This window comes from Actinomycetospora lemnae, from assembly GCF_028737315.1.
GTDB classification, from domain to species: Bacteria; Actinomycetota; Actinomycetes; order Mycobacteriales; family Pseudonocardiaceae; genus Actinomycetospora; species Actinomycetospora lemnae.
Window position 1 is genome coordinate 455,248 of sequence record NZ_JAQZAO010000001.1, and the last position, 15,807, is coordinate 471,054.

The window sequence follows — 15,807 nt, forward strand, 5'->3', positions numbered from 1 at the left end:
GACTACGAACCCGAGCCCGTCTCGACCGGGCGCCCGGTACCGCACCAGTGCGACCAGCTCCCGACGTAGAGCCCGGCGGGGTCGTCGGGCGTGCGCAGGCCCGCGTGCTCGAGGCCGAGCACCAGCATCGCCGCGCTCACCCCGGACCCGCAGTAGGCCCCGACCGCGCCGGCGTCCTGCACCAGCGGGCGCAGCAGCTCGGCGGCGTCGTCGGGCGCGCGCCAGTGCCCGTCGGTGATCAGGGCGGCGGCCGGCAGGTTGGTCGCGCCCGGCACGTGACCCGCGATGGGGTCGAGCGGCTCGGTCTCGCCGCGGAACCGCTCGGCGGCGCGCCCGTCGAGCAGGACCCCCTCCTCGTCCGCGGCCACGCCCGCCGCGGCGTCGGCGGTGAGCACGGGCATGGCGCCGGTGCGGATCTGCAGGTCGCCCGGCCGGCGGACGCCGCCACCGGCGGTGGAGACCTCGCCGCCGGCCGCGACCCAGGCCGGCCACCCGCCGTCGAGCACCGCGACCCGGTCCGGGCGCACGCCCGCCCAGCGCAGCACCCACCAGGCGCGCGCCGCGGCCATCCCGTCACCGCCGTCGTAGACGACGATCTCGGAGTCGGGGCCGGCGCCGGCGCGCTGCAGCGTCTCCTCGAGCACGTCGGGGTCGGGCAGCGGGTGGCGCCCCGCGGGCCCGGGCGGCCCGGCGAGCTCGGTGTCGAGGTCGACGTAGACCGCGCCCGGCACGTGCCCCGCGTCGTGCTCCACCAGGCCCGGCGGGTCCTCCTTCGCGGCGGCCTTGCGCTCCTTCGCGGTCCGGGGCGGCGGGCGCAGGGTCCACCGCACGTCGAGCACGACGGGCTTCGCGTCGGACCGCTCGAGGGCGTCGCGCAGCCAGGCGACGGGCGCGACCGGCGTGGGCAGGGGACCCGGCGAGGTGGACATGTCACGATCGTGCCCTGCCCCACCGCGACGCCGCCGTCCGGTGGGGTCCGCCGTCGGTACGATGGCCGGGCGGAAAGGGGTGGGCATGAACGACCTCATCGACACCACCGAGATGTACCTGCGCACGATCTACGAGCTCGAGGAGGAAGGGGTCGTCCCCCTCCGAGCCCGCATCGCCGAACGTCTCGAGCAGAGCGGGCCGACCGTGAGCCAGACCGTCGCGCGCATGGAGCGCGACGGTCTCGTCCACGTGGCCGGCGACCGCCACCTCGAGCTCACCCCCTCGGGCCGCGCCAAGGCCGTGGCCGTCATGCGCAAGCACCGCCTCGCCGAGCTGCTGCTCGTCAACGTCATCGGGCTCGAGTGGGAGCACGTGCACGTCGAGGCGTGCCGCTGGGAGCACGTCATGAGCGACGCGGTGGAGCGCAAGCTCTTCACGCTGCTCGGCGAGCCCTCGGTGTCGCCGTACGGCAACCCGATCCCCGGACTCGAGGCCCTGCGCAGCGGCACCGACATCGACGGCGAGATCACCGCGCCGCAGCGCACGCCCACCCCCGACGAGGCCGGTCTCGTGCGCCTCGACGAGTTCGCCCGCAGCGGCGGCGGCAAGGTCGAGGTCCGCCGCATCGCCGAGCACATCCAGCTCAACGAGCCGCTGATGGCCCACCTCAAGAAGGCCGGCGTGCTGCCCGGCAGCGACGTCGACGTCGTCGCCATCCCCCGCTTCGGCGACGCCGTGGGTGTCGGCCACAAGGGCTCGCGCTCCGAGGTCGACCCGCTGGTCGCGCACGCGGTGCTGGTCCGCGCCCAGTAAGGGGACGCCCCGCACCGGGGACGCCCATCGCCGCCCGGCACACTGGCGCACATGACACTGGTGGTCACGGGCGGGGCGGGCTACGTCGGCAGTGTCTGCGCGCAGCACCTGCTCGACGCCGGGCACGACGTGGTGGTTGTCGACGACCTGTCCACCGGGCACCGCGACGCCGTCCCCGCGGGCGCGCGGCTGGTGGAGGGCGACGTCGCCGTGGTGGCCGACGAGGTCCTCGGCGCCGGCGGGGTCGACGGGGTGATCCACTGCGCGGCGCGCTCGCTGGTCGGCGAGTCGGCCGTGGAGCCCGCGAAGTACTGGCACGGCAACGTCGTCACCTCGATCGCGCTGCTCGACGCCCTGCGCCGCCACCGCGTGCCGCGCCTGGTGTTCTCGTCCACCGCGGCGACCTACGGCGAGCCCGAGACCTCGCCGATCACCGAGGACGCCGCCACCCGCCCCACCAACACCTACGGCGCCACCAAGCTCGCCATCGACCACGCCATCGGCACCTACGCCGCCGCCTCCGGTGGCGAGCTGGCCGCGGTGAGCCTGCGCTACTTCAACGTCGCGGGCGCCCACGCCGGGGCCGGCGACACGCCTGCGCTGGGCGAGCGGCACACCGTCGAGACCCACCTCATCCCCCTCGTGCTCCAGGTCGCCCTCGGGCAGCGCGACGAGATCGCGGTGTTCGGCGACGACTGGCCCACCCCCGACGGCACCTGCGTGCGCGACTACATCCACGTCGACGACCTCGCCGAGGCCCACCTCCTCGCGCTCGACCTGCTCGCCCGGGGCGACGGCCCCGACGACGGGCACCTCGTGTGCAACCTCGGCAACGGCACCGGGTTCTCCGTGCTCGAGGTGATCGAGGCGTGCCGCCGGGTCACCGGGCACCCGATCCCCGCCCGCGTGGCCCCGCGGCGCACCGGCGACCCGGGCGTGCTCGTCGCCTCGTCCGCCCGCGCCCGCGCCGAGCTGGGGTGGAAGCCCGCGCACACCGACCTCGACGGCATCGTCGCCGACGCCTGGGCCTTCGCCCGCGGCCGCGCCACCTGAGCTCACCCGACCCGCAGGCGCGCTGCGGACTCCGTGCTCGCCTCCCGGATCACGGTGCGCAGGGCGTCCGGCCCGGCGCCGCTCGCGAGCAGGGTCTCGATCAGCCCGGTGAGGCGGTGACCGGGGTCGGCGCGCCGGGCCCGCTCGAGCGCGACGCCGACCAGCGCCGATCCGCCGCGCACGAGCTGCGCGCAGGCGAGCAGCACCGCGGGCTCGGCGACCTCCGGGGCCGGCAGCGCCCGCACCAGCAGCGTCCACAGCTGCTCGGCCGCGGCCGAGACACCCTCGTCGGCGAGCGCCCAGCCCATGACGACGTCGCGCACCCGGGGATCAGCGAGCGCCACCGCGAGGCGCGCCAGCTCCCCGTCGCCCAGCGGGCGCCCGGCCGCCACCTCGTCCCGCGCCGCCGCGACCGCCGCGAGGTCCCGGCGTGCCGCGGCGGGCCCGCCCAGCTCCCGGTCGAGCACGGCGGCCTCCCGCTCGGCGTCCACGAGCCCGGCGAGCCGGGGACGGGGCGGGTCCGGCGCCAGCGAGGCCTCCAGGGCGGCGCGCGACGCGTAGGTGACCTGCCCGAGCCACGCCGACGCCGCGGCCAGCGGCGAGTCGTCGGTGGCCGCGACCCGGCCGCGGCAGTCGCACGGCGGGTAGCAGCGCCACGGCACGCCGGACGCGATCCGCGGCACCCACAGCCGCGTCGGCACGGCGATCCGGTGCGCGGCGAAGGCCGACCCCACCGCGTCGGCGACGTCGACCCGGGGCGGGGTGTCCGCGTCGTCGGGGCCCTCCGCCACCACCACCGCGGTGACCTCCACCGGCCCGGTCGGCACCATGCGCGTGGCGCAGGCGCCGACCACGGCCGCGACGTCGTCGGGCTCGGGCAGGTCGGCGCGGGCGACGACGCCCAGGCGGCGGGCCGCGGGCCGCGGCGTCCGGCCGCCGTCGTCGTGCACGGCGACGAGGACGAGGGACGCGACGGGCCGGAAGCCGAGCAGGTGGGGCACGGCGGCGACGAGCTCGCCGGGATCGCGCAGGCGCAGCCGCAGGGGCTCCCCGTCGGCGGACGAGGGCCCCGGCGGCCCGGGTCGGGGGCTGGCGGGACGGTGACGGTTGCTCACACCGGTTCCGACGCGGGCCCGTTCCCGGCGGCTCCCCCGGATTCCCGGCCTGTGGACAACTCGGTGGCGACGATCAGCGTGTTCGCCCGGCCGTCACCGGTGACGCGCTTGCCCGCACCCTCCGCGACGGCGAGGGTGAGCGGGTGCACCCGGTGGATCCCGCGACGGACACCCCGCCCGCGTCCGACCCCACGAGCAGCGCCCCGCGCCGCGACTACGACCTCGTCGTCATCGGCTCCGGCCCGGGCGGGCAGAAGGCGGCGATCGCGGCCGCGAAGCTCGGGCGCCGCGTCGCCGTCGTCGAGCGCCGCGGCATGATCGGCGGCGTCTGCACGCAGACCGGCACGATCCCGTCGAAGACGCTGCGCGAGGCCGTCCTCTACCTCACCGGCTACGCGATGCGCGGGCTCTACGGCGAGAGCTACCGCGTCAAGCAGGACATCACCGTCCAGGACCTCCTCGCGCGCACCCACTTCGTCATCGGCCGCGAGGAGGAGGTCATCCGGGCGCAGCTGCAGCGCAACCGGGTCGACCTGCTCGCCGGCGCGGCCCGGTTCGTCGACGAGCACACCGTCGAGGTGCTGGGAGAGCAGCTGGGCGAGCGGAGCGACGGGAGGGTGTTCCGCGGCGAGCACCGGACGGTGTCCGCCGACCGGTTCGTCATCGCCACCGGCACCCGCCCCGCGCGACCGCCGCAGGTGGAGTTCGACGACCGCCGCGTCCTCGACTCCGACGGCATCCTGACGATGGAGCACATCCCGTCGAGCATGGTGGTCGTCGGCGCCGGGGTGATCGGCATCGAGTACGCGTCGATGTTCGCCGCCCTCGGCACACGGGTCACCGTCGTCGAGCGGCGCCCGGCCATGCTCGACTTCTGCGACACCGAGGTCGTCGAGTCGCTGAAGTTCCACCTGCGCGACCTCGCGGTCACCTTCCGCTTCGGCGAGGAGGTCGCGGGCGTGTCGGTGTCCGAGCGCGGCACGGTGACCACCCTCGCGTCGGGCAAGAAGATCCCGGCCGAGACCGTCATGTACTCGGCGGGGCGCCAGGGCGTCACCGACGAGCTCGCGGTGGAGCGCGCCGGGCTCGAGACGGACGCGCGCGGGCGGATCAAGGTCGACGAGCACTTCCGCACCGCCGTGCCGCACATCTACGCGGTCGGCGACGTCATCGGCTTCCCCGCGCTGGCCGCGACGTCGATGGAGCAGGGCCGGCAGGCGGCGTACCACGCCTTCGACGAGCACCCCCAAAAAGATCATGCAGCTTCCATGGCGGAGGTGTCGCCGTACGGGATCTACACGATCCCCGAGGTCAGCTACTGCGGCGCGACCGAGGCCGAGCTGACCGAGAAGGCGGTCCCCTACGAGGTCGGCATCTCGCGCTACCGCGAGCTCGCGCGCGGGCAGATCGTCGGCGACGACTACGGGATGCTCAAGCTGCTCGTGTCGCCGACGGACCACGCGCTGCTCGGGGTGCACGTGTTCGGGACGTCGGCGACCGAGCTGGTGCACATCGGGCAGGCGATCATGGGCTGCGGCGGGACCGTGGACTACCTCGTCGACGCCGTGCTGAACTACCCGACGCTCTCGGAGGCCTACAAGGTGGCCGCCCTCGACGCCACGAACAAGATCCGTGCCCTCGAACAGTTCGCCTGAGCCCGGCTTCGCCCGGGCGCGGTTCGTCCTGCCCCGCGCGCCCGACGGCTCCGACGCGGTCTACCTCGCCGGCAACTCCCTCGGCGCGCAGCCCCACGCGGCACGCGAGGCGCTGCTGTCGGCGGTCGACGAGCAGTGGGCGCGGGTCGGGGTCGCCGGCTGGGAGGCGTGCGGCTGGTGGGCGACGCCCCAGCGCCTCGGTGACCGGGTGGGCGCGCTGGTCGGGGCGGCGCCGGGGCAGGTCGTCGTCGGCGATTCGACGTCGGTGCAGCTCTTCGGCCTGCTCATCGCCGCCGCGCGGCTGCGACCGGACCGTCACGTGCTGCTCTCCGACGCCGGCCACTTCCCCACCGACCGCTACCTGGCGACGTCGGTGGCGCGCCTGACCGGGCTCACGCTGCGGACCACCTCACCCGACGCGATGGCCCCGGACGCGGACACCGCCGTCGTCGCCGTGCCCGCGGTGGACTTCCGCACCGGCGAGCGGTGGGACCTCGCGACGATCGTCGACCGGGCCCACGAGGCCGGCGCCGTCGTCGTCGCCGACCTCTCGCACGCGGTCGGCGTCATGCCCGTCGATCTCGACGCGCTGGGCGTCGACCTGGCCGTCGGCTGCACGTACAAGTACCTCAACGGCGGGCCGGGCGCGCCCGCGTTCGCCTACGTCGCGACGCGGCACCACGAGGTGCTCGACCCCCCGCTGACCGGGTGGACCGGGCACGCCGACCCGTTCGGGATGACCGAGGCGTGGACCCCCGCGCCCGGCGTGGGGCGGCTGCGCGTCGGGACCCCGCCGATGCTCTCGATGCTCGCCCTCGACGGCGCCCTCGGGGTGTTCGACGACGTCGACCTCGCCGGCGTCCGGGCGGCGTCGCTGGCGCTCGGGGACGCGTTCCTCGAGGCGCTGCCGGCGGGGACGGACGTCGTCACCCCGCGCGAGCACGAGCGCCGGGGCGGGCACGTGGCGGTGCGGGTGCGCGACGCCGACGGGATGTGCGCGGCGCTGGCCCGGCGGGGGGTCGTCGTCGATGCCCGGCCGCCGGACCTGCTGCGCTTCGGGTTCGCGGCGCCCTACGTGACGCTCGACGACGCCCGCACCGCGGCCGGGGAGCTCGCGGCGCTGCTCTGGTCGGCCTCCTGACGCAACGAACGCGCCGTTCGCTGCGGTAGAAGCAGCGAACGGCGCGTTCGTATCGTGCGGGTCCGGCTCAGCTGCCGGTCGGGAAGCGCAGGATCGCGCCGACGTGGTCGACGAGGTCGGTGCCCCCGCCGAGGACGTCGACGTTGCCGCCGAGCGCGCCGACGGTGCGCAGCAGCACCTGCTCGGCCGGGCGCTTGACCGGCTCGGTGTCCGAGAGCTGCTCGAGGTTCTTCGGGTCCGTCGAGATCTGCTCCGGCGACGAGCCCACGTACAGCTCGCCCGGGACCTCCTTGCCGTCGATCACCAGCAGCGTGTCGATCGCACCCTGACGCGCGGCCTCGAGCACCGGCTCGAAGCCCTCGACGGCGTTGCCGTGCCCCTTGGCCTCCGCGAAGCGCTCGCGCACGCCGGTCTCGCGCTCGGTGGCGACGACGCCGGCGGCCGTGAGCAGGGCGTCCTCGAGGGCGTCCTCGGAGGCGCCGGCCGCGCGGCTGCCGGCCTCGATCTCGCGGGTGATCTCGGCGAGGTCACCGGGCAGCTCGTTGCGCACCGCCGACCGCCCCTGGATCTCGCCGGCCACGACGATGACCTCGGGACGGAACTGCTTGACCGCGCTGCGGATGCCCTTGACCACCTCGTCGGCGTTCTCGTACGAGGCCATCTCGTGCCGGTTCTGCCGGGTCCGGTTGCCGAGGCCGCCGCCGCGGGCCTTGTGCACGGTCTCGAGGGCCTGGCCCTTGATCGTCTCCTCGTCGAGCTCGCGGGCGCCCTCGGAGTTGTCGGCGATCACCTGGTAGAGGTCGCCACCGGTCTGGTCGACGACGGCGAGCAGCACGCGCACCGAGCCGCTCTGGCTGCGGTAGTAGCGGCCGAGCTCGGGCAGCGGCGACCAGATGGCGACGTCACCCGCGGCGTCGACGGCCTCGACCTCGTCGTCGAAGAGGATCCCCTCGGACGAGGCGACGAGGACGCGCCCGACCTCCGTGATCGATCCGGGGCGCTCGCCACCCAGCTCGTCGTCGAGCGCCGCGAGCGTCTTGTCGTCCGCGCCGGCGTCCTTGAGCTGCTTCTGCAGGTGCTGCCACCGCAGCGCGACCTGCTTGGCCGAGTTCTCGCCGGCCTGCACGGCCTCCAGGTAGACCGTCGCGAACGGCCCCGGCCGCTCGAAGATGTCCCGAGTGCGCGACAGGTCCATCCGGTGTTCCTCCTGCTCCACCCCGCCCCGGTGTGGGGCGGGGAACGTCGATTCCCGTGCTCGACGCCTACCCTCTCGCCCGGTCCGGCATGCGTCCCCGGCGGGTGTGCGGTAAGCCCTGCGGCGTGCGGGAGATTCCGGTCGACGAGGTGGCCGACACCGTCCGGCGGCTGTGCGTCGAGGCCAACCACGAGCTGCGCGGCGACCACGTCGACGTCCTGCGGCGGGCTCGGGAGCGCGAGCAGTCGCCGATCGGGCGGGAGGTGCTCGACCGGCTGCTCGCGAACGCCGAGGTGTCCGCGCGGGAGCGGATCGCCTTCTGCCAGGACACCGGGTACGCGGTGTGCTTCCTCGAGATCGGGCAGGACGTGCACTTCACCGGCGGCTCCCTGGCCGCGGCGCTCGACCGGGGTGTGGCCGAGGGCTACCGCGAGGGCTACCTGCGGGCGTCGCTGGTGCGCTCGCCCGTCGACCGCCGCAACACCGGCGACAACACCCCGGCGATGGTCCACTACGACCTCGTCGAGGGCTCCGACGTGCGGCTGACGCTGCTGGTCAAGGGCGCGGGCTGCGACAACATGTCGGCGCTGCGGATGCTCACGCCCGCGGCCGGGGTGGAGGGGATGAAGCGCTTCGTCGTCGAGACGATCGAGGCGGCGGGGCCGTCGGCGTCGCCCCCGGTCACCGTCGGGATCGGGATGGGCGGCACGTTCGACCGCGCCGCGGTGCTCGCGAAGAAGGCCCTGACCCGCGAGCCGACCGGCTCGCCGTCACCGGATCCCCGGCTGGCCGAGCTGGAGGCCGAGCTGGTCGACGCCATCGACGCCACGGGCATCGGGCCGGCGGGCTTCGGGGGCACGGTGACGACGGTCGCCGTGCACGTGGAGGCCTACCCGACCCACATCGCGGCGTTCCCCGTGGCCGTCAACCTGGACTGCCACTCCCACCGCGTGCGGGCGGTGACCCTGTGACGGGCTCGCGAGATGCCAGCCTGGCGTCCACGCCGGCAGATCCGACACAGCACGCCGATAGGGTCAGGAAACCCCCCACGTCGATCCGGCTCCCCCTCGACGCGGACACGGTGCGCGAGCTGCGCAGCGGCGACTCGGTGCTCCTGTCCGGCCCCCTGGTGACGGGCCGGGACGCCGCGCACGCCCGCTTCGCCGCGGCCCTGTCGGCCGGCGAGGCACTCCCGTTCGACCCGGCCGGCGAGACCCTCTACTTCGTCGGCCCCACGCCCGCCCGCCCCGGACACCCGATCGGTGCGGCCGGCCCGACCACGGCGTCGCGGATGGACGCCTGGTCGCCGCTGCTCGTCGAGCGCGGTCTGCGCGGGATGATCGGCAAGGGTCGGCGCTCGGACGCGGTCAAGGACGCCATGGCCCGGCACGGGTGCGTCTACTTCGGCGCCATCGAGGGCACCGCGGCGCTGCTCTCGCAGTGCGTGACCTCGTCCGAGGTGATCGCCTACGAGGACCTGGGCGCCGAGGCCGTGCACCGCCTCGAGGTCCGCGACTTCCCGGCGCTCGTCGTCGACGACCTCCACGGCGGTGACCTCTACCGCGACGGCCCGGCCCGCTGGCGGCGCGTCGCGCGGTGACCATGTGGCGATCCCGGCGCCAGGTGCCGGCGATGCCGCATCGCTCGCACGACCGCGGAGTGCTCTGATCGACCCCGCAGGCACGAGCCACGAGAACGGGGTCGAACATGCACCACGACGCGGTCCTCGCCGAGACGATCGGCATCCGCGGTCACGGCGACGACGAGATCGAGGCCTACACCGCGCGGCCGATGGACGGCACCCCGCGCGGCGGCATGATCGTCATCCACCACATGCCGGGCTACGACGCCGCGACCAAGGAGATCACGCGGCGCTTCGCGACCATGGGCCACCACGCCATCTGCCCGAACCTCTACACCCGCGAGGCGCCCGGCGCCGACCCCGACGACGCCGCGGCCGCCGCCCGCGCCCAGGGCGGGGTGCCCGACGAGCGGTTCGTCGGCGACGCCGCCGGCGCGGCCCGCTGGCTGCGCTCGCTCCCGACGTCCAACGGCCGGGTCGGCGCCATCGGCTTCTGCTCCGGCGGGCGCCAGGCGGTCCTCGCCGGCATCGCGGTCGACGTCCAGGCGGCCGTCGACTGCTACGGCGCGTTCGTCGTCGGCACGCCGCCCGAGGGCTTCCCGCTGCAGGTCTCCCCGCTGGCCGACCGCATCCCGGACCTGCAGGCGCCCCTGCTCGGCCTCTTCGGCAACGAGGACTCCTACCCCTCCCCCGACCAGGTCGACGAGCTCGAGAAGCTGCTCCAGGAGCACGGCAAGACCTACGAGTTCCACCGCTACGACGACGCCGGCCACGCCTTCTTCGCCGTCGACCGGCCCAGCTACCGGCCCGCCGCGGCCGTCGACGGCTGGCAGCGCATCGCCGGCTTCCTCGCCCGGCACCTGGAGGCGTAGACCGTGTGCACCTACAGCACCGAGAAGCTCGACCTGGCCCGCTCGAGCGGCAAGGGCGCCGACGGCTGGTTCCCGCTGCAGACGGCGACCGTCTACTACGACCACCCCGTCCACGCGCCGGACCCGCACACCGTGAACATCGACTTCCTCAACCCCGAGCGCGGGCCCGGCGCCCGGGTCGCCGTCGAGCTCAGCCTCGACTCGGCCCGTGAGCTCCTCGCCGCCCTCCAGGTGACCGTGGAGCGCGCCGCCGAGCACTGACCCCTCCCCCGCGGCTCCTGGTGATCAGGGGCGACCGCACGCGCCCGCCCGGGACCTCCGGGGTGCACGCCGTCGCCCCTGATCACGGTTCGGCATCGGCGCCTTGCTCGGCCGATACTAGCGATATATCGTTGACGTGTCGCGAACGAACGTAGAAGGAGGAGCGACATGAACTGGCACGACATCCCCGACGGACGGGGACACGGAGAGGGCCCCGAGCGCCGGGGGCACGGCGGCGGTCACGGGCACGGCCCGCGCCGCCACGGCGGGTTCGCCCGCGAGGCGGTGTTCGGCCACGGCGGCCCGCGCGGCGGGTTCCGTCGCGGCGGTCGGGGTGGCCCGTTCGGCCGGCCCGGCGGTCCCGGCGGCTTCGGCTTCGGGGGGCCCGGCTTCGGCGGCGGCCCCGGTGGTCGCGGTGGCCCCGGTGGCTTCGGTGGTGGTCCGCGCGGCGGCCACCGCGGACGCCGGGCGCGCGGCGACGTGCGCACGGCGGTGCTGGCCCTCCTCGCGGAGGAGCCGATGCACGGCTACCAGATCATCCAGGAGATCGGCGAGCGCTCCGGCGGCTCGTGGCGCCCCAGCCCGGGCTCGGTCTACCCGACGGTCTCGCAGCTCGCGGACGAGGGCCTGGTGCGCACCGAGAAGGCCGAGGGCCGCTCGGTGATCCACCTGACCGACGCCGGTCGCACCTACGTCGACGAGCACCGCGAGGAGCTCGACGCCGTCTGGAACACCGCGGCGGCCGAGGACGGCTTCGGCGCGCTGCGCGAGGCCGGCCGGGGACTGTTCGGCGCGGTCGCGCAGGTCGCCCAGGTCGGACGGGAGGAGCAGGTCGCCGAGGCGGTGCGCCTGCTCGACGACACCCGCCGGCGCCTCTACCTGCTGCTCGCGGGCGAGGGCACGGCCGAGGCGACCGACACCACGGAGGACGACGGGTGACCGTCACGGGCCGGCAACGCACGCGTCACCTCGCGTCACACGTCCGGCCTAGGCTTCCTGGTCCGCAGACCGTGGCATCGAGGAGGCCCGAGGACCGGCCGTGCTCCTGCGACGACCCCCGTCGGGACCCCCCTCGCCCGGACCCGTCCTCCGCGACGTCCCGGGCGAGGCGTGGGCCCTGCAGTACCGCACCGTGCACGGGTACCGCCGCGCCTTCCGCATGGCGGGCTCCGGGCCGGTGCTCCTGCTGATCCACGGCATCGGTGACGACTCGTCGACCTGGCGTCCCCTGCTGGACGACCTCGCCCGGGACCACACCGTCCTGGCGCCCGACCTCCTCGGTCACGGCGGCTCGGACAAGCCCCGCGGCGACTACTCCGTCGCCGCCTACGCCAACGGGATGCGGGACCTGCTCGGTGTCCTCGACATCGACCGCGCGACCCTCGTCGGGCACTCGCTCGGCGGCGGCGTCGCCATGCAGTTCGCCTACCAGTACCCCGAGCGCACCGAGCGGATCGTGCTCGTCGGCGCCGGGGGCGTCTCGCAGTCGGTGAGCCCGGCGCTGCGCGCGGCGTCGCTGCCGGGCGCGCAGCTCGTCCTCGGGATGCTCGGGCTGCCCGGGATGCGCGCGCAGACCGAGGCCGTGATGTGGGCGCTGCACCGCCTCGACCACCCGCTCGGCCGCGACGCCGAGGACCTCGTCCGGCTCGTCGACGCCCTGCCCGACGCCACCAGCCGCAGCGCGTTCCTGCGCACGCTGCGCGCGGTGGTGGACTGGCGCGGCCAGGTCGTCACCATGCTCGACCGCTGCTACCTCACCGCCGGCATGCCGACGCTGCTGCTGTGGGGCTCCGACGACGTGGTCGTCCCGGTCGAGCACGCGCAGCTCGCCCACGACGCGATGCCGGGCAGCCGGCTCGAGGTGTTCGAGGGCGCCGGGCACTTCCCGTTCCACACCCACCCGGACGAGGTCCTGGCCGCCCTGCGGGCGTTCCTCGCCGAGAGCGAGCCCGCCCGCTGGAGCGCCGCCGAGTGGCGCGAGCTGCTGCGCCGCGGTCGCGACTAGCCCTCGAGCAACCCCCGACCGGCGCCCGTCCTGCCGGCCACGAGCGCATCGGATCACGCCCGCGGGCAGCCGCACCCGGCCATGGGTGAGGATGGCCGGGTGAGCTCCCCGACGACGACGCAGGCCCCCGACGACCCCTACCTCTGGCTCGAGGACGTCACCGGCGACGAGGCGCTGGCGTGGGTGCAGGAGCGCAACGCCGAGTCCCTCGGGGTCCTCACCGGCTCCGCGGAGTTCGACGAGCTGCGCGACGGCCTGCGCGCGGTGCTCGACGCCGACGACCGCATCCCCTACGTGCGGCGCCGCGGCGAGCTGCTCTACAACTTCTGGCAGGACGCCGAGCACCCGCGCGGGCTCTGGCGGCGCACGACGCTGGAGAGCTACCGCACCGGCGACCCCGACTGGGAGCTGCTGCTCGACGTCGACGCGCTGGCGGCGGCGGAGGACGAGAACTGGGTGTGGGCCGGCGCGGGCGTGCGCTATCCGGACTACACCCGCGCGCTCGTCCAGCTCTCGCGCGGCGGCGCCGACGCCACCGTCGTGCGCGAGTTCGACCTGCCGACGAAGGGCTGGGTCACCGACGGCTTCACCCTTCCCGAGGCGAAGAGCCGGATCAGCTGGATCGACGACGACACGGTGTTCGTCGGCACCGACCTCGGCCCCGGGTCCCTGACGACGTCGGGCTACCCGCGGGTGATGCGGCGCTGGCGGCGCGGGCAGCCGGTCGCCGAGGCCGAGGTCGTGTTCACCGCCGAGGAGACCGACGTCGCGGCCTTCGCCGGCCACGACCACACCCCCGGCTACGAGCGCGACTTGGTCGGCCGCAGTCCCGACTTCCACACCACCGAGGAGTACCTGCTGCGCCCCGACGGGACGCAGGTGCTCATCGACGTGCCGCCGGACGCCGAGACCGACGTCGAGCGGGAGTGGCTGCTCGTGCGCACCCGCTCGCCGTGGTCGATCCCAGGGCCCGGCTCCGCAGGCTCCGCGGGTGGCTCCGGCACCGAGCACCCCGCCGGCTCCCTGCTCTGCTTCGACCTCGAGGCCTACCTCGCCGGTGACCGCACCGCGCGCGTGCTCTTCGCGCCCACCGCGAGCCGGTCGCTGAGCCACCACGTGTGGACGAAGAACCACCTGGTGCTGTCGGTGCTCACCGACGTCGTCACCCGCCTCGAGGTGCTCACGCCGTCGCGCGACTGGGCCCGCCGCGACCTGCCCGCCGGCCCGGAGCTGGGCTCGGTGGACGTCGTCGGCGTCGACCCCGACCAGAGCGACGAGTACTTCCTCGACACCGACGGCTACACGCGGCCCTCGACGTTCCTGCGCGGCGAGCTGGGGCTCGAGTCGGACCCGGAGCCCGAGGTGCTGCGCACCGCGCCCGCGCGCTTCGACGCGACCGGGCTGGAGGTGCGGCAGTTCTTCGCCACCTCCGACGACGGCACGAGGATCCCGTACTTCGTGGTGGGCGACCCCGCGAACACCCCCGGCCCGACGCTGATGACCGGTTACGGCGGCTTCGAGATCGCGCTGACCCCGGGCTACAGCGGGGTGATCGGGCGCGGCTGGCTCGCCCGCGGCGGCACGTACGTCGTCGCCAACATCCGCGGCGGCGGCGAGTACGGGCCCACCTGGCACACCGCCGCGCTCGGCGAGCACCGCCACCGCGCGTACGAGGACTTCGCCGCCGTCGCGCGCGACCTCGTCGACCGCGGGATCACGACCGCGTCGCAGCTCGCGATCCACGGCGGCAGCAACGGCGGGTTGCTCATGGGCGTGATGCTCACGCGCTACCCGCAGCTGTTCGGGGCCATCGTGGTGATGGTGCCTCTGTTCGACATGCGCCGCTTCCACCTGCTGCTCGCCGGGGCGTCGTGGATGGCGGAGTACGGCGATCCCGACGACCCGGAGGCGTGGGGGTGGATCTCGCAGTACTCGCCGTACCAGAACCTGCGCGCCGACGCGTCCTACCCGCCGGTGCTGGTCACGACGTCGACGCGCGACGACCGCGTGCACCCCGCCCACGCGCGCAAGGCGGTCGCCCGGCTGCGCGAGCAGGGCCACCGCGTCGAGTACTACGAGAACATCCAGGGCGGGCACGGCGGCGCCGCCGACAACGCCCAGCGCGCCTTCCAGTGGGCGCTGGTCTTCACCTTCTGCTGGCAGCAGGTCGGCCGACGTACGTGAGCACTTTCCACGGCTATAGCCGTGGAAAGTGCTCACACAGGGCTCACCACAGGTCCCGGCTGTACCAGTGGTGGGCGTAGGGGTTGGCGTTGTAGGGCTCGGTCTCGACGAACCCCTCGCGGGCGTAGAGCGCGCGGGCCTCGAGCAGGTCGTCGGCGGTGTCGAGCACCAGCCGGCGCAGCCCGGCCTCCCGGGCCAGGTCGGTCAGGTGCACGAGCAGCCGCTTCCCCAGGCCCTGGCCCCGGACGTCCGGGTCGACCCACATCCGCTTGATCTCCCCCGCGCCGGGCGGGACGTCGGCGCCCTCGAACCGCAGGCCCCCGCACGCCACCACCCGCTCGCCCTGCTTGGCGACGACGAAGATCCCCGAGGGCGGGGTGAGCGCCAGCGGGTCGTCGGCGATGAGCTCCTCGGACCACTGCGGCTCGGGCGCCTTGTCCGGCCACCGGCGGGCGAGCTCGCCGGCGTAGGCGCGCAGGGCGGTGAGCCCGTCGGGCGAGTCGGGGCGCACGGCCGTCAGGACGATCTCCACGCCCCCATCCTGCCGACCCGATCAGCGGTACTCGGGAGCCACCTCGCCCTCCCAGTCCACGAGCTGCACGATCACTCGGTTCGGGTCGCGCACCTGGAACGCGCGCTCGCCCCAGGGCTCGGGGGTCAGCGGCATCGTGATCGTCACGCCCTCGCGCTCGAGGCGCGCCAGCTCGCCCTCCAGGTCGTCGACGACGAACGCGAGGATCAGTCCGGCGGCGTGCTCGTCGCGCTGGTCGGCAGGCAGGGACTCCAGGCCCGTCCGCAGGAACACGACCGACATCCCGGCGTCCTCGCGCTGCAGCGACGCGAAGCCGTCGGCGGCCATCGTCTCGGTGAACCCGAAGTGCTCGACGAGGAAGGCCGCCGAGGCCGCCGGGTCGGCGACGTTGAGCGAGACCGCGGACGCGGTGATCTCCATGGGGTACCCCTCTCTCCGTACGCTGTACAACGTACGCCGTACGGAGACG

Annotated in this window: 16 protein-coding genes; 11 read left to right on the plus strand and 5 right to left on the minus strand. The window is 74.8% G+C overall.

What is annotated here, in order from left to right; translation table 11 throughout:
* Nucleotides 1–2 precede the first annotated feature (2 nt).
* On the minus strand, nucleotides 3–929 hold the full coding sequence (locus PGB27_RS02225; protein WP_274198698.1) for a sulfurtransferase: 927 nt from the start codon (nucleotides 927–929) through the stop codon (nucleotides 3–5).
* Nucleotides 930–1,014: 85 nt separating this feature from the next.
* On the opposite strand from PGB27_RS02225, the gene PGB27_RS02230 reads away from it, so the two are divergent.
* Nucleotides 1,015–1,743 carry a metal-dependent transcriptional regulator gene (locus tag PGB27_RS02230; RefSeq protein WP_274198699.1) on the plus strand — a complete coding sequence of 243 codons (729 nt, stop codon included), beginning with the start codon at nucleotides 1,015–1,017 and terminating at the stop codon, nucleotides 1,741–1,743.
* A gap of 51 nt (nucleotides 1,744–1,794) precedes the next feature.
* Nucleotides 1,795–2,796: a UDP-glucose 4-epimerase GalE gene (galE, locus tag PGB27_RS02235; protein WP_274198700.1), complete on the plus strand. Its 1,002-nt coding sequence runs from the start codon at nucleotides 1,795–1,797 to the stop codon at nucleotides 2,794–2,796.
* A 2-nt stretch (nucleotides 2,797–2,798) separates the two neighbouring features.
* Here galE and PGB27_RS02240 read toward each other — a convergent pair whose 3' ends face one another.
* Nucleotides 2,799–3,911: a DUF4192 domain-containing protein gene (locus tag PGB27_RS02240; RefSeq protein ID WP_274198701.1), complete on the minus strand. Its 1,113-nt coding sequence runs from the start codon at nucleotides 3,909–3,911 to the stop codon at nucleotides 2,799–2,801.
* A 152-nt stretch (nucleotides 3,912–4,063) separates the two neighbouring features.
* Here PGB27_RS02240 and sthA point away from each other — a divergent pair, with 152 nt between their 5' ends.
* The gene (sthA, locus tag PGB27_RS02245; RefSeq protein WP_274198702.1) at nucleotides 4,064–5,566 is read left to right on the plus strand and encodes a Si-specific NAD(P)(+) transhydrogenase; all 1,503 of its coding nucleotides are present in this window, start codon (nucleotides 4,064–4,066) and stop codon (nucleotides 5,564–5,566) included.
* Nucleotides 5,544–6,707, plus strand: a complete 1,164-nt coding sequence (locus tag PGB27_RS02250) for an aminotransferase class V-fold PLP-dependent enzyme (RefSeq protein ID WP_274198703.1) — start codon at nucleotides 5,544–5,546, stop codon at nucleotides 6,705–6,707. Before sthA ends, PGB27_RS02250 begins: the two co-directional genes overlap by 23 nt.
* Nucleotides 6,708–6,774: 67 nt before the next feature.
* Here PGB27_RS02250 and PGB27_RS02255 read toward each other — a convergent pair whose 3' ends face one another.
* A complete protein-coding gene (locus tag PGB27_RS02255; protein ID WP_274198704.1) occupies nucleotides 6,775–7,902 on the minus strand; it encodes a baeRF2 domain-containing protein in 1,128 nt (375 codons plus the stop codon).
* A gap of 125 nt (nucleotides 7,903–8,027) precedes the next feature.
* Between PGB27_RS02255 and PGB27_RS02260 the strand changes: the two genes are divergently transcribed.
* From PGB27_RS02260 to PGB27_RS02290, 7 genes are all read left to right on the plus strand, one after another.
* On the plus strand, nucleotides 8,028–8,873 hold the full coding sequence (locus PGB27_RS02260; protein ID WP_274198705.1) for a fumarate hydratase: 846 nt from the start codon (nucleotides 8,028–8,030) through the stop codon (nucleotides 8,871–8,873).
* Between the two features lie 83 nt (nucleotides 8,874–8,956).
* A complete protein-coding gene (locus PGB27_RS02265) occupies nucleotides 8,957–9,502 on the plus strand; it encodes a FumA C-terminus/TtdB family hydratase beta subunit (protein WP_408629999.1) in 546 nt (181 codons plus the stop codon).
* A 107-nt stretch (nucleotides 9,503–9,609) separates the two neighbouring features.
* Nucleotides 9,610–10,356: a dienelactone hydrolase family protein gene (locus PGB27_RS02270; RefSeq protein ID WP_274198707.1), complete on the plus strand. Its 747-nt coding sequence runs from the start codon at nucleotides 9,610–9,612 to the stop codon at nucleotides 10,354–10,356.
* 3 nt (nucleotides 10,357–10,359) lie between these two features.
* Nucleotides 10,360–10,617: a DUF6295 family protein gene (locus tag PGB27_RS02275; RefSeq protein WP_274198708.1), complete on the plus strand. Its 258-nt coding sequence runs from the start codon at nucleotides 10,360–10,362 to the stop codon at nucleotides 10,615–10,617.
* A gap of 168 nt (nucleotides 10,618–10,785) precedes the next feature.
* Nucleotides 10,786–11,556: a PadR family transcriptional regulator gene (locus PGB27_RS02280; protein WP_274198709.1), complete on the plus strand. Its 771-nt coding sequence runs from the start codon at nucleotides 10,786–10,788 to the stop codon at nucleotides 11,554–11,556.
* A 220-nt stretch (nucleotides 11,557–11,776) separates the two neighbouring features.
* Nucleotides 11,777–12,622, plus strand: coding sequence for an alpha/beta fold hydrolase (locus tag PGB27_RS02285; RefSeq protein ID WP_274198988.1), 846 nt, complete (start codon nucleotides 11,777–11,779; stop codon nucleotides 12,620–12,622).
* Between the two features lie 81 nt (nucleotides 12,623–12,703).
* The gene (locus tag PGB27_RS02290) at nucleotides 12,704–14,806 is read left to right on the plus strand and encodes a prolyl oligopeptidase family serine peptidase (RefSeq protein ID WP_274198710.1); all 2,103 of its coding nucleotides are present in this window, start codon (nucleotides 12,704–12,706) and stop codon (nucleotides 14,804–14,806) included.
* A 43-nt stretch (nucleotides 14,807–14,849) separates the two neighbouring features.
* Here PGB27_RS02290 and PGB27_RS02295 read toward each other — a convergent pair whose 3' ends face one another.
* Both PGB27_RS02295 and PGB27_RS02300 read right to left on the minus strand, forming a co-directional pair.
* A complete protein-coding gene (locus tag PGB27_RS02295; protein ID WP_274198711.1) occupies nucleotides 14,850–15,338 on the minus strand; it encodes a GNAT family N-acetyltransferase in 489 nt (162 codons plus the stop codon).
* A gap of 21 nt (nucleotides 15,339–15,359) precedes the next feature.
* Nucleotides 15,360–15,758: a VOC family protein gene (locus tag PGB27_RS02300; protein ID WP_274198712.1), complete on the minus strand. Its 399-nt coding sequence runs from the start codon at nucleotides 15,756–15,758 to the stop codon at nucleotides 15,360–15,362.
* Between the last annotated feature and the right edge of the window lie 49 nt (nucleotides 15,759–15,807).

Bases quoted from the DNA above. Each gene is read 5' to 3' on its own strand.
- PGB27_RS02225 (WP_274198698.1), bottom strand. From the start codon at position 929: ATGTCCACCTCGCCGGGTCCCCTGCCCACGCCGGTCGCGCCCGTCGCC.
- PGB27_RS02230 (WP_274198699.1), top strand. From the start codon at position 1,015: ATGAACGACCTCATCGACACCACCGAGATGTACCTGCGCACGATCTAC.
- galE (WP_274198700.1), top strand. From the start codon at position 1,795: ATGACACTGGTGGTCACGGGCGGGGCGGGCTACGTCGGCAGTGTCTGC.
- PGB27_RS02255 (WP_274198704.1), bottom strand. From the start codon at position 7,902: ATGGACCTGTCGCGCACTCGGGACATCTTCGAGCGGCCGGGGCCGTTC.
- PGB27_RS02270 (WP_274198707.1), top strand. From the start codon at position 9,610: ATGCACCACGACGCGGTCCTCGCCGAGACGATCGGCATCCGCGGTCAC.
- PGB27_RS02280 (WP_274198709.1), top strand. From the start codon at position 10,786: ATGAACTGGCACGACATCCCCGACGGACGGGGACACGGAGAGGGCCCC.
- PGB27_RS02285 (WP_274198988.1), top strand. From the start codon at position 11,777: ATGGCGGGCTCCGGGCCGGTGCTCCTGCTGATCCACGGCATCGGTGAC.
- PGB27_RS02290 (WP_274198710.1), top strand. From the start codon at position 12,704: ATGGGTGAGGATGGCCGGGTGAGCTCCCCGACGACGACGCAGGCCCCC.
- PGB27_RS02300 (WP_274198712.1), bottom strand. From the start codon at position 15,758: ATGGAGATCACCGCGTCCGCGGTCTCGCTCAACGTCGCCGACCCGGCG.